Below are 13,195 nucleotides of genomic sequence, written 5' to 3' on the forward strand. Positions count from 1 at the left end.
TTTTCGTTCAGCCGGGGCTAGTTACGCCTTGGCTTTCTTGGCAGCACGGGTACGCTCGCCTTCGTCGAGGATCTTCTTGCGAAGACGGATCGACTTAGGGGTGACTTCGCACAGCTCGTCGTCCTGGATGAATTCCAGAGCCTGTTCCAGGGTGAAGCGAACAGGTGGAACCAGAGCGATGGTCTCGTCTTTGCCCGAAGCACGCATGTTGTCGAGCTTCTTGCCTTTGGTTGGGTTCACACCCATGTCGTTGTCGCGGCTGTTCAAGCCCACGATCTGACCGTTGTAGATCTCCTGACCGTGCTCGACGAACAGCTTGCCGCGCGCCTGCAGGGTTTCCAGGGAGTAGGTCAGTGCCTTACCGGTTTCAACCGATACCAGAACGCCGTTCTGACGGCCGGACATGTCGCCGGACTTCATGGTGTCGTAGCGGTCGAAGATCGAGGTCAGGATGCCAGCACCGTTGGTCAGGGTCAGGAACTGGTTACGGAAACCAATCAGGCCACGAGCAGGGATGTTGTATTCCAGACGCACACGGCCTTTGCCATCCGGCACCATGTTGGTCAGGTCGCCTTTACGCAGACCCATCTCTTCCATGACCTTGCCCTGGGATTCTTCCGGGGTATCGATGGTCACGTTTTCAAACGGTTCCTGCTTCACACCGTCTACCTGACGGATGATCACTTCAGGACGACCAACACCCATTTCGAAGCCTTCGCGACGCATGGTTTCGATCAGTACCGACAAGTGCAGCTCACCACGGCCCGAGACCTTGAACTTGTCAGCCGAGTCGCCTTCTTCAACGCGCAGAGCAACGTTGTACAGCAGCTCTTTGTCCAGACGCTCCTTGATGTTACGGGAGGTCACGAACTTGCCTTCTTTACCGCAGAACGGCGAATCGTTGACCTGGAAGGTCATCGAAACGGTCGGCTCGTCAACGGTCAGCGGCTTCATCGCTTCAACTGCGTCCGGGTGGCACAGCGTGTCGGAGATGAACAGCGAATCCATACCGCTGATGCAGACGATGTCGCCAGCGGCAGCTTCTTCTACGTCGATGCGGTGCAGACCGTGGTGACCCATCAGTTTCAGGATACGGCCGTTGCGGCGCTTGCCGTCAGCACCGATCGCGACAACCGGAGTGTTCGGCTTGACGCGGCCACGAGCGATACGGCCAACACCGATGACGCCCAGGAAGCTGTTGTAGTCCAGAGCCGAGATCTGCATCTGGAACGGACCGTCACGGTCAACCTTTGGCGCAGGGACGTTGTCGACGATCGACTGGTACAGCGGGGTCATGTCTTCAGCCATGTCGGTGTGATCCAGACCGGCAATACCGTTCAGGGCCGAGGCGTAGACGACTTTGAAGTCCAGCTGTTCTTCGGTGGCACCGAGGTTGTCGAACAGGTCGAAGATCTGGTCCAGAACCCAGTCCGGACGCGCGCCTGGACGGTCAACCTTGTTGATGCACACGATCGGACGCAGGCCGGCTTCGAAAGCCTTCTTGGTCACGAAACGGGTTTGCGGCATAGGGCCGTCTTGAGCGTCGACCAGCAGCAGAACGGAGTCAACCATCGACATCACGCGCTCTACTTCACCACCGAAGTCGGCGTGGCCCGGGGTGTCAACGATGTTGATGTGGTAGCCATTCCAGTTGATCGCGGTGTTCTTCGCGAGAATGGTAATACCGCGCTCTTTTTCCTGGTCGTTGGAGTCCATCACGCGTTCGTCGTTGAGCTCGTTGCGCTCAAGGGTGCCTGACTGGCGCAGAAGCTTGTCGACGAGGGTAGTTTTACCGTGGTCAACGTGAGCAATGATGGCGATGTTGCGTAGATTTTCGATCACTTGTGTATCTCGATCAGAGGATTCGGTCAGCTGTCTGATTGTAGGCAGCTATGAACGGTGGAGCCGGCGAAAGCCGTTACGGCTGACGACTGGTGTCGGGGGGCCGGTGACGCAAGCCACAGGCAAACAGCCCCGGGCACTTAGCTCGGTCGATAAACGCGCACATTGGCATGCCCCTCACTGAGCAGATGATGAGCATGCAGGCGACTCATGACGCCTTTGTCGCAATAGAGCAGGTACTGGCGCGTGTCATCCAGTTCCTTGAAACGGCTGTTCAATGCAAAGAACGGCAGCGTTTGTACTTCGACGCCAGTCAGCGCCAGCGGGCGGTCTTCTGCTTCATCCGGGTGACGGATGTCGATGACCACTTGCCCCGCCAGCGCCTGACTGACTTCTTCAATCTGAACGTCCTGGCCCAATTCCTCGATCACGCGATCGATCGGTACCAGACGAGCGTTTTCCAGCGCACGTTCGAGCACGGCCATGTCGAACGATTTTTCTTCGTGCTCGACCCGATTGCGCTTGGCGGCGGTCTTCGGATTCACCGAAATCACACCGCAGTATTCGGGCATGTGCCGGGCAAAATCGCCGGTGCCGATCTGATCGGCCAGGTCGATGATGTCCTGCTTGTGACTGGCGATCAGCGGTCGCAGGACCAGCTTCTCCGTCACGCAATCGATGACCGACAGGTTGGGCAGCGTCTGGCTGGACACCTGGGAAATCGCCTCGCCGGTGACCAGCGCGTCGATTTCCAGCCGGTCGGCAATGTTGGTCGCAGCGCGCAACATCATACGCTTCAATACTACGCCCATATGACTGTTATCGACTTTTCCGAGAATTTCTCCCAGAACTTCCTCGAACGGTACGCTGACGAACAGCACCCGCTGGGAACTGCCGTACTTCTTCCAGATGAAGTGCGCGACTTCCATCACGCCCAGCTCGTGGGCACGTCCGCCCAGATTGAAGAAGCAGAAATGGCTCATCAGGCCACGACGCATGATCTGGTAGGCCGCCACGGTGGAGTCAAAGCCACCGGACATCAGGATCAGGGTCTGTTCAAGCGAACCCAGCGGATAACCGCCGATGCCGTTGTGCTGGCTGTGGATCACGAACAGGCGCTGGTCGCGAATCTCGATTCTGACTTCGACTTCCGGCGCCTTCAGCGAGATACCAGCGGCGTTGCACTCACGGCGCAATTTACTACCTACGTACTTCTCGACGTCCATGGAGCTGAAGTCGTGATGGCCCGCCCGCTTGCAGCGAACCCCGAATATCTTGCCGGGGAGCGCGTCGCCGAAGTGCAGTTTGCACTTCTCATAGATGTCGTCCATGTCGCCCAGCGGATACTGGTCCACCTGCAGAAAGTGCGTGATGCCGGGCATGCAGCTGAGCCGCTCGGTCATCTCACGCAGGACTCTGGCATCCTCGACCCTGGTTTCGACCTCAAGGTTGTCCCACACGCCATCCACCACCAACGCCGGGTCCAGATCGCGGAGCACCGTGCGGATGTTCTTGGCCAGCTGTTTGATGAAGCGCTTTCGCACAGGCCGGCTTTTGATAGTGATTTCTGGGAAGACTTTGACGATTAATTTCATGAAAACAGCGCGCTAGGTCCCGGTCGAAAAAGGGGGGCGCGGATTATAGCGGAAATTGCTCAAGGTTTAACCAGTTATCGTACGTTCAATCGTCCACGCACCAAAACGGCCCTGTATACAATTACTTGGCACCATAAGAGTGCGCCGGTTTTCGAATATGCGACGTTTACCGCGCTTAAAGGCAGGTATTCCCGCCGAAAACCCAACACAGGGCACTGGCATGCAAATTGCTCCCTTGTGAGGCAGGTTGCCTTGGTCGAGTATCGCGCCCGGCATCACCCAAATTGAAGGGCCCACTACTACTCAGGCCCTAATCCACCCCGGAGGACAGCATGTCGAAGTCGGTTCAACTCATCAAAGATCATGACGTTAAGTGGATTGATCTGCGCTTCACGGACACCAAAGGCACTCAGCACCACGTGACCATGCCGGCCCGCGATGCGCTGGAAGACGACTTCTTCGAAGTCGGCAAAATGTTCGACGGTTCCTCCATCTCGGGCTGGAAAGGCATCGAAGCCTCCGACATGATCCTGCTGCCGGACGACGAAACCGCAGTGCTGGATCCGTTCACCGAAGAGCCTACCCTGATCCTGGTATGCGACATCATCGAACCTTCGACCATGCAAGGTTACGATCGCGACCCACGCGCCATCGCTCACCGCGCCGAGGAATACCTGAAGTCGACCGGTATCGGTGACACCGTATTCGCCGGCCCTGAGCCAGAATTCTTCATCTTCGACGAAGTGAAGTTCAAGTCCGATATCTCCGGCTCCATGTTCAAGATTTACTCCGAACAAGGTTCATGGATGTCCGACGCGGACATCGAAGGCGGCAACAAGGGCCACCGTCCAGGCATCAAAGGCGGCTACTTCCCGGTTCCACCGTTCGACCACGACCACGAAATCCGCACCGCAATGTGCAACGCTCTGGAAGAAATGGGCCAGGTCGTCGAAGTTCACCACCACGAAGTGGCAACCGCTGGCCAGAACGAAATCGGCGTGAAATTCAACACGCTGGTTAAGAAGGCCGACGAAGTTCAGACCCTGAAGTACGTCGTGCACAACGTTGCCGACGCTTACGGCCGCACCGCTACTTTCATGCCAAAGCCTCTGTACGGCGATAACGGTTCGGGCATGCACGTTCACATGTCCATCTCCAAAGATGGCAAGAACACCTTCGCTGGCGAAGGTTATGCCGGCCTGTCCGACACCGCTCTGTACTTCATCGGCGGCATCATCAAGCACGGTAAGGCCCTGAACGGCTTCACCAACCCGGCAACCAACTCGTACAAGCGTCTGGTTCCAGGTTTCGAAGCGCCGGTCATGCTGGCTTATTCGGCTCGCAACCGTTCGGCTTCGATCCGTATTCCTTACGTCAACAGCCCTAAAGGCCGTCGTATCGAAGCACGTTTCCCGGACCCGGCAGCCAACCCGTACCTGGCCTTCGCTGCACTGTTGATGGCTGGCCTGGACGGCATCCAGAACAAGATCCACCCTGGCGATGCGGCTGACAAAAACCTGTATGACCTGCCGCCTGAAGAGGCGAAAGAGATCCCACAAGTGTGCGGCAGCCTGAAAGAAGCCCTGGAAGAGCTGGACAAAGGTCGTGCGTTCCTGACCAAAGGCGGCGTATTCAGCGACGACTTCATCGACGCTTACATCGCGTTGAAATCCGAAGAAGAAATCAAAGTGCGCACCTTCGTGCACCCACTGGAATACGAGCTGTACTACAGCTGCTGATCCAGTCGCGCCGGCGTAAGCCGCGTGAACAAGAGGCCTCCTTCGGGAGGCCTTTTTTGTGCCTGGTTTTTACTGCGTGGTACATATACACATGTAACGCATTCGAGCCGACCTTCTCGGGCAATATGCTCAGCACTGCAACGCTGCCAAACGGTGAATCTGTGCCTGGCCCGTTGCGGGCGACGATCACTCATGCGAGAACAGACAACCATGCTCAAGTCATTTCACATAACCGCTCTGGCAATGGCCCTGTTTGCGCCATGCCTCAATGCAGCATCCGCTCAACAGCCTCCCGCGCAACTTCAGCCGCTTATCGCCGCCATGGAGCAGAGGCTGGAAATCGCCAATGACGTGGCGCGCAGCAAATGGCACAGCGGCAAGCCGGTGCAGGACAGTGAGCGCGAGCGCCAGGTGATCCAGAATGCCGAATCTCGGGCGGGTGAATTCAAGCTGGCGGCCGGTGATGTACGCGAGTTCATGACCGCCCAGATGGAAGCCAACAAGATGGTGCAGTACGCGCGCATCGAGCAGTGGCGTGAAACCGGCCACTCCCCGGAGAAGCCCGAATCCGGCCTCACCGACGGCATCCGGGGTCGGCTGGATACGCTGCTGCCAGTATTGATGCAAAGCTACTCGGCGTTTCAGCCTTACCGCAACGATGCCAAGTGCTCGGGTTGGGTGCAGTCGGAAATCCAGCGACAGGCAAGCGATCCGGTTATTGTGACCGCGCTGCAAAGGGCGGCAGGCGACCTCTGCCGGATCACGGCAACCCAGTAAGCAGGCACGCAGATCCGCTTCTCAACTGACACCGTCGATCAGTATTCCTCTATGCTGATCTTGTGCCGCGCCCTGCATTGAGCGCGGCACCATTGTTGGTTGTCCTGATCGCTGCACTGGAGTGTTCATGCGTCAATGTCTCGCCCTTCTGCTGCTGGTGTTTGCACTGCCCGCTGCCGCGCAGATCTACAAGTACACCGATGCCTCCGGGAACACGGCGTACAGCAACCAGCCGCCAAACGGTACCAAAGCCGAAACTGTCGAGTTGCCGCCACTCAACAGTGTCGAGACCGTCGTGCCTGCCGCGCCGCCGCCACTGCCCGCGACGCAGAACCAGAACCGGAACCAGCAAAGCGCCGCTGCCTATCAGGTGCTCGCGCTGAAAGACCTGCCGGAGGACGAAGCGCTTCGTGCCAACAACGGCTCGTTTACTGTTGGCGTTGCCATAGAGCCTCGTTTGCAGCCCGGGCACTTGTTGCAGTTGGTGGTGGACGGCGCGCCCTACGGCCAGCCCACCAACATTCCGCGACTGCAGGTCGTGGAGCTTGACCGGGGCGAACACAGCCTTTCGGTTCAGGTGCTGGAAAACCAGCGTTCAATCCAGCAAAGCGAGACGGTCAACCTGACAGTGCAGCGAGTCCATGTCGGCAGACCTTAAACACTTTCGCCGGTTGGCCATTGCCTTCTGCCTGCTGCTCGGCGTGAGTCAGTCCGTCCTCGCCCAGGTGTATACCTACATCGATGCGGACGGGAATCGGGTCTTCACCGATCAACCTCACCGCAATGCGAAGAAGGTCGAGATAGCGCCAACCAACCGGGTCGATCAGCCTACCAAGGCGCCCAGTCGGGCATCCAAAGCGAAGCCAGCGGCGAGTCCGATCTTTCATTATCAGTTGCTGCGCATACTGGCGCCGGAACCCGACAGCACGATCCGCGACATTGAAGGCAATCTGAACGTCACCGTCAGCAATGATCCCGAGTTGCAGCCGGATCACTTGTACAGGTTACTGCTCGACAGCAAGCCCTACGGCGAACCGACGCGCAGCCCGGTTTTCCCGCTGACGAACATTGATCGTGGCACTCACCAGCTGTCCGTAGAGATCATCGATCAATACGGGCGGGTGCTGGAGCGAACCCCCAATCAGCCCTTCCATCTGGTCCGCATCTCTCTGGCTCAGAAACGACTCGCGCAGCCCTGCAAAACCGATGATTACGGCGTGCGCCCCGAATGCCCCATCAAGGACAAACCGGAAGAAAAATCGAGCTTCTTTCCCTTTTTCCGTTAATCCTGTCTGACCAGGTATGCTCCAATGTGGTGCGCGATCTGGACAAGCCCGCGCACAAAAAGCCCATTTTGGTTCAGCATTCAGAAATCCATGCACTGTCGCCGGGCCTGTCTTCCAAAAAACGCTCGCAATTTCTCATTCCGCGCTTCTTTTCGGAGCCTTGGTTTGGTTTTTGCATTTTGTAATGAATGCGCGAGCACATCACAGGTTTCAGCGGTTTCCAAGCGCTGGCAAAGACCAATCAGAGCCTGCACCCACGGCCTAGCCCGTGTGCATAAAGCCAAAAGAGGTCACCGGGATTCATGACTATCAGCGATGCGTTGCATCGGTTGTTACTCGACAACCTGACCACTGCCACGATTCTGCTCAACTCGGACCTGCGTCTGGAGTACATGAACCCTGCCGCTGAGATGCTGCTGGCCATCAGCGGTCAGCGCAGCCACGGACAATTCATCAGCGAACTGTTCACCGAATCTGCAGAAGCGCTCAGTTCGCTTCGTCAGGCAGTGGAACAGGCGCACCCGTTTACGAAACGTGAAGCGATGCTGACCGCGCTGACCGGCCAGACGCTGACGGTCGATTACGCCGTCACGCCGATTCTTTCCCAGGCCGAGACCATGCTGCTGCTGGAAGTCCATCCCCGTGATCGCTTGCTGCGGATCACCAAGGAAGAGGCTCAGCTGTCCAAGCAGGAAACCACCAAAATGCTGGTGCGTGGCCTGGCCCATGAAATCAAGAACCCCCTCGGCGGGATTCGCGGCGCCGCGCAGTTGCTGGCACGTGAGCTGCCAGAAGAGAGCCTCAAGGACTACACCAACGTCATCATCGAAGAAGCCGACCGTCTGCGTAATCTGGTCGACCGCATGCTGGGCTCGAACAAGCTGCCGATGCTGGCGATGACCAACGTGCATGAAGTGCTCGAACGTGTGTGCAGCCTGGTAGAAGCCGAGAGCCAGGGATGCATCACTATCGTGCGCGACTACGATCCAAGCATTCCGGATGTGCTGATCGACCGCGAGCAGATGATTCAGGCGGTGCTCAACATTGTTCGCAACGCCATGCAGGCCATCAGCAGCCAGAACGAGCTGCGCCTGGGCCGCATCAGCCTGCGCACGCGCGCCATGCGCCAGTTCACCATCGGCCACGTGCGCCATCGTCTGGTCAGCAAGATCGAAATCATCGACAACGGCCCCGGCATTCCGCCGGAGCTGCAAGAAACCATTTTTTATCCCATGGTCAGTGGCCGCCCGGATGGCACCGGGCTGGGCCTTGCCATTACCCAGAACATCATCAGTCAGCACCAGGGGCTGATCGAGTGTGATAGCCACCCTGGCCATACAACATTCTCGATCTTCCTGCCGCTGGAACAAGGAGCAGCGTCGACATGAGCCGTAGTGAAACTGTCTGGATCGTCGATGACGACCGTTCCATCCGCTGGGTACTGGAGAAAGCCCTGCAACAAGAGGGCATGACCACGCAAAGTTTCGACAGCGCCGACGGCGTGATGAGCCGCCTGGCCCGCCAGCAACCGGATGTGATCATTTCCGACATCCGCATGCCCGGCGCCAGCGGCCTGGATTTGCTGGCACGTATTCGCGAACAGCATCCGCGCCTGCCGGTCATTATCATGACCGCGCACTCGGACCTCGACAGCGCCGTGGCGTCCTATCAGGGCGGGGCGTTCGAATACCTGCCCAAACCGTTCGACGTTGACGAAGCCGTTTCGCTGGTCAAGCGCGCCAATCAGCACGCTCAGGAACAGCAAGGCCTGGCCGTTCCGCCAGCGTTGACCCGCACGCCGGAAATCATCGGCGAAGCGCCGGCGATGCAGGAAGTGTTTCGCGCCATTGGTCGCTTGAGCCACTCCAACATCACCGTGCTGATCAACGGTGAATCCGGGACCGGTAAAGAGCTGGTTGCCCACGCCCTGCACCGCCACAGCCCGCGTTCGGTGTCGCCATTCATTGCACTGAACATGGCCGCGATTCCGAAAGATCTGATGGAGTCCGAACTGTTCGGCCACGAAAAAGGCGCGTTCACTGGCGCGGCGAACCTGCGGCGCGGCCGTTTCGAACAAGCCGACGGCGGCACTCTGTTTCTCGATGAAATCGGCGACATGCCGGCCGACACCCAAACCCGACTGCTGCGCGTACTGGCCGACGGAGAGTTCTACCGGGTCGGCGGCCACGTGCCGGTCAAAGTCGATGTGCGCATCATCGCGGCGACGCACCAGAATCTGGAAACGCTGGTTCAGGCCGGCAAGTTCCGCGAGGATTTGTTCCACCGCCTGAACGTGATCCGCATCCACATCCCGCGCATGTCCGACCGTCGCGAAGACATCCCGACACTGGCGCGCCACTTCCTCAGCCGCGCTGCGCAGGAACTGGCAGTTGAGCCGAAGCTGCTGAAGGCGGAAACCGAGGAATACCTCAAGCATTTGCCGTGGCCGGGCAACGTCCGTCAGCTGGAAAACACCTGCCGCTGGATTACGGTGATGGCGTCGGGCCGCGAAGTGCATGTCAGCGATTTGCCGCCCGAACTGCTGAGCCTGCCCCAGGACGCCGCGCCAGTGACCAACTGGGAACAAGCGCTGCGCCAATGGGCCGATCAAGCACTGGCCCGTGGCCAATCCAGCCTGCTGGACAGTGTTGTGCCGACGTTCGAACGCATCATGATCGAGACCGCGCTCAAGCACACCGCCGGCCGGCGTCGCGACGCCGCCGTGCTGCTGGGCTGGGGCCGCAACACCTTGACCCGCAAGATCAAGGAGCTCGGCATGAAGATCGATGGCGGGGATGACGACGAGGGGGATGAAAGCTGATCTCACTGTCATTTGTAACAGTTTACGCGGCACGGCAACAGTGATTAGCTCCTGACGTCTCGACCACTGAGACAGGGAGCTCAATCACGTGAACCGATTATGGCAATACGCCCTTAAATGGGGCATCGGTCAACGATTTAAACGTCGGCAAATCAAAACTCCAGCGCGCCTGGTCGACTATTCGCTCGTCGAAATGGCCGCATTGCTGCGTACTGGTGAACTGACGTCCCAACAAATCACCCTCGCCTATCTTGAGCGGATTGATCGGCTCAATGGCCCGTTGGAAACCTACAACGACAATGGCGGCTATAACGCCTTTGTGCGTATTGATCGCGAGCAGGCGCTCGCCCAATCACAAGACGCTGACGCATGGATCAACAATCCGGACGATCCGCGTGGCATCGCGCCGATGCTTTGCGGAATACCCGTTGGCGTCAAGGACTCCATAGGCATCGTCGGCCTTGAGAGCAAGAATGGTGCCCCGGAATTCAGTACCAATTTCGCACTTCGCAATGCCACCGCCGTCGCCCGGTTGCGCGCTGCGGGGGCTGTCGTGTTGGGGCATACCATTTGCTCACGCTTTTCAGGCAGCACCGTCGGTGATTTCGGGTGTAACGCTTGGGATGTGGACAAAGTGCCCGGTGGCTCCAGCTCCGGATCCGCTATAGCCCCGATCGCTCGGCTGTGTGTCGCAACGCTGGGTGAGGAAACCGGCGGCTCCATGATCATTCCGGCCGCTGCCAACGGTGCCAGCGCCATCAAGCCGTCGCTGGGCTACGTATCGACCGGCGGCGTGATGCCGTTGCGCATAGGTTGGGATGTGGTCGGGCCGATGGCACGTTCAGTACAGGACGCGGCTCATCTCCTTGCCGCGATACAAGGCCCTGATCCCATTGGCGATCCGCAGACGCTGTACACGCCGCTGCCGTTTCCACAGATGCCGACCACACCACGTTCGGGAGAAACCCCGCTGGCGGGACTTACGATAGGCGTGCCACAGACTGACTGGATGTCTGCCTCAGACGCTCCTCCGGGACACACTTACGACCCCGACTATGGACTGGCGTTTGAGCGTTTCAAACAGCAGTTGCAGCAGCTCGGCGCAAGAGTGCTCGACTTTGAGGGAGTGAACATGGCCGATGAGGCGAACCGTCTTTATTACGCAGGCCCCGTCCTATGGACGATTGAAAACCCCTACATACCTGTAACACCAGTAATGGCGACGACTTACTGCCAGCAATACGAAGCGAATTACTGGCAAGCCGTCGAAGACTTTGCCGCGGGCCGACCTGACGACGACAAGGAAACACTTCTGCGCTACTACGGCACCGCATTCAAACACCCTGTCATAGAACAGATGCCGTGCTCAGTGCGAATAGAAGCGGAGCAGCGACGTCGCGCGCAGATGGCTTTATGGCAAGACGCTCTGGATGAAGCGGGCGTGGATTTCATGGTAGTCATGCCATTGGGCGCGCATGTAGGGTTTCGATTGGGACTGGGCGAGCCTTCCGGATTGCAAAATCAACGACGCTATTACGATCTGCCCAATGCATTGGGATGGCCGATGGTGACTTTTCCCATCGGCCATGGGACTACCGGCATCACCAGACCGTTGCCGGTAAACGCCGCGTTCTGGGGACCACGCTTCAGCGATGCCTGTCTGGTTCAGACGGCCTTGGACTATCAGCACCATTATCCCGAGTACCACCAACAGGCCCCCGATGATCCTCAGCTTCGAGCGCCTGCACTGCTTGCGCAGCCTTACTGGCCAATCACCCGCGAAAACTCGACAGATCCACTGGTCAGAGAAGGCAGTCTGCGACCATGAACAGCGATCCGACGGCACAACTGCCCTTCTTCGCCATCGCCTGGCGCCCAGCCAGCGCTCCAGCACAACTGGTAACGGATCGAGGCGAGCCTTATCTGACAGTGAACTGGCGTGCACCGCTGGGGGCGGTGAGCTATGCCCGCCCCCAGCGAAGTGAGCCGTTTACTCCGCTGAAGACGGCTTCTCCCACAGATTGATCCCGCCTTCCACCGCGAACCGGTCGATCTCGGCCAGTTCTTCCTGACTGAAATCCAGATTGTCGAGGGCACCGACGTTCTCAATGATCTGCTCCGGACGGCTTGCACCGATCAATGCAGACGTGACGCGCGGATCGCGCAGTGTCCAGGCCAGTGCCATCTGCGCCAGGCTCTGACCACGACGCTTGGCGATCTCGTTCAGCGCGCGCACATGCTCGATGTTCTGCTCCGATAAGTGTCCCGCCTGTAACGAGCCGCCGCCGGGACGGTTGACCCGTGCGTCTTTTGGAATGCCGTTCAGGTATTTGTCCGAGAGCAGCCCCTGGGCCAGTGCGGTGAACGCGATAACCCCCGAGCCGAGTTCTTCGGTGGTGTCCAACAGGTCTTTTTCCACCCAGCGATTGAGCAGGTTATAGGCCGGCTGATGAATCAGCAGCGGCACTTTCCACTCTTTCAGCAGACCTGCGATTTCTCGGGTTTTGGCACCCGAATACGACGAAATCCCGATATACAGTGCTTTGCCCTGCTGCACAGCCGTGGCCAGTGCGCTCGCAGTTTCTTCCAGCGGGGTGTCCGGGTCGAAGCGGTGGGAATAGAAAATATCGACGTAGTCCAGTCCCATGCGCTGCAGGCTTTGGTCGAGGCTGGCGAGCACGTACTTGCGTGACCCGCCGCCCTGACCGTAAGGCCCCGGCCACATGTCCCAGCCGGCTTTGCTGGAAATGATCAGCTCGTCGCGGTACTGCTTGAAGTCTTCCTTGAGCAGGCGACCAAAGTTGATTTCGGCACTGCCGTAGGGCGGGCCATAGTTGTTAGCGAGGTCGAAGTGATTGATACCCAGATCGAAGGCCGTGCGCAGCATCGCACGCTGGGTGTCGATCGGGGTGCTGTCACCGAAGTTGTGCCACAGACCCATGGAGAGCGCTGGCAACACCAGGCCACTGCGGCCTACGCGACGATAGGGAATGCGTTCATAACGGTTCTCGGCAGCGATGTAAGTCATCCGGTCCTCTCTTTCTTGTATGGAAGTCAGGTCACAAAACGAACCTGCGAGATTACTCGGATTTCTCTGCGGCGAGGGGGTTCAAGGGAGTGGACGAACGCTTCGCT

Annotated in this window: 10 protein-coding genes; 7 read left to right on the forward strand and 3 right to left on the reverse strand. The window is 58.6% G+C overall.

Going from position 1 to position 13,195, the window contains the following annotated elements; genetic code table 11:
- Nucleotides 1–21 precede the first annotated feature (21 nt).
- A complete protein-coding gene (typA, locus tag AC0Z8Z_RS23280) occupies nucleotides 22–1,842 on the reverse strand; it encodes a translational GTPase TypA (RefSeq protein ID WP_122536774.1) in 1,821 nt (606 codons plus the stop codon).
- Nucleotides 1,843–1,982: 140 nt separating this feature from the next.
- Complete coding sequence (gene thiI, locus AC0Z8Z_RS23285; protein WP_485620672.1) at nucleotides 1,983–3,437, reverse strand: tRNA uracil 4-sulfurtransferase ThiI; 1,455 nt, start codon at nucleotides 3,435–3,437, stop codon at nucleotides 1,983–1,985.
- Nucleotides 3,438–3,769: 332 nt separating this feature from the next.
- Here thiI and glnA point away from each other — a divergent pair, with 332 nt between their 5' ends.
- The 7 genes from glnA (at nucleotide 3,770) to AC0Z8Z_RS23320 (ending at nucleotide 11,888) form a co-directional block, all read left to right on the forward strand.
- The gene (gene glnA / locus AC0Z8Z_RS23290) at nucleotides 3,770–5,176 is read left to right on the forward strand and encodes a glutamate--ammonia ligase (protein WP_037018763.1); all 1,407 of its coding nucleotides are present in this window, start codon (nucleotides 3,770–3,772) and stop codon (nucleotides 5,174–5,176) included.
- Nucleotides 5,177–5,386: 210 nt separating this feature from the next.
- Nucleotides 5,387–5,953, forward strand: a complete 567-nt coding sequence (locus AC0Z8Z_RS23295; protein ID WP_485620673.1) for a chorismate mutase — start codon at nucleotides 5,387–5,389, stop codon at nucleotides 5,951–5,953.
- A 127-nt stretch (nucleotides 5,954–6,080) separates the two neighbouring features.
- The gene (locus tag AC0Z8Z_RS23300) at nucleotides 6,081–6,611 is read left to right on the forward strand and encodes a DUF4124 domain-containing protein (protein ID WP_485620674.1); all 531 of its coding nucleotides are present in this window, start codon (nucleotides 6,081–6,083) and stop codon (nucleotides 6,609–6,611) included.
- On the forward strand, nucleotides 6,595–7,239 hold the full coding sequence (locus tag AC0Z8Z_RS23305; RefSeq protein WP_485620675.1) for a DUF4124 domain-containing protein: 645 nt from the start codon (nucleotides 6,595–6,597) through the stop codon (nucleotides 7,237–7,239). Before AC0Z8Z_RS23300 ends, AC0Z8Z_RS23305 begins: the two co-directional genes overlap by 17 nt.
- A 302-nt stretch (nucleotides 7,240–7,541) precedes the next feature.
- Nucleotides 7,542–8,627, forward strand: coding sequence for a nitrogen regulation protein NR(II) (gene glnL / locus AC0Z8Z_RS23310; RefSeq protein ID WP_074890143.1), 1,086 nt, complete (start codon nucleotides 7,542–7,544; stop codon nucleotides 8,625–8,627).
- A complete protein-coding gene (ntrC, locus tag AC0Z8Z_RS23315) occupies nucleotides 8,624–10,060 on the forward strand; it encodes a nitrogen regulation protein NR(I) (protein ID WP_485620676.1) in 1,437 nt (478 codons plus the stop codon). The genes glnL and ntrC overlap by 4 nt, the downstream gene beginning before the upstream one ends.
- A gap of 88 nt (nucleotides 10,061–10,148) precedes the next feature.
- Nucleotides 10,149–11,888, forward strand: a complete 1,740-nt coding sequence (locus AC0Z8Z_RS23320; protein ID WP_485620677.1) for an amidase — start codon at nucleotides 10,149–10,151, stop codon at nucleotides 11,886–11,888.
- Between the two features lie 162 nt (nucleotides 11,889–12,050).
- Here the strand turns inward: AC0Z8Z_RS23320 and mgrA are convergent, their stop codons facing one another.
- Nucleotides 12,051–13,088: an L-glyceraldehyde 3-phosphate reductase gene (mgrA, locus tag AC0Z8Z_RS23325; protein WP_485620678.1), complete on the reverse strand. Its 1,038-nt coding sequence runs from the start codon at nucleotides 13,086–13,088 to the stop codon at nucleotides 12,051–12,053.
- Between the last annotated feature and the right edge of the window lie 107 nt (nucleotides 13,089–13,195).

Source organism: Pseudomonas sp. 1L-C-7-B-C1 (assembly GCF_057291635.1).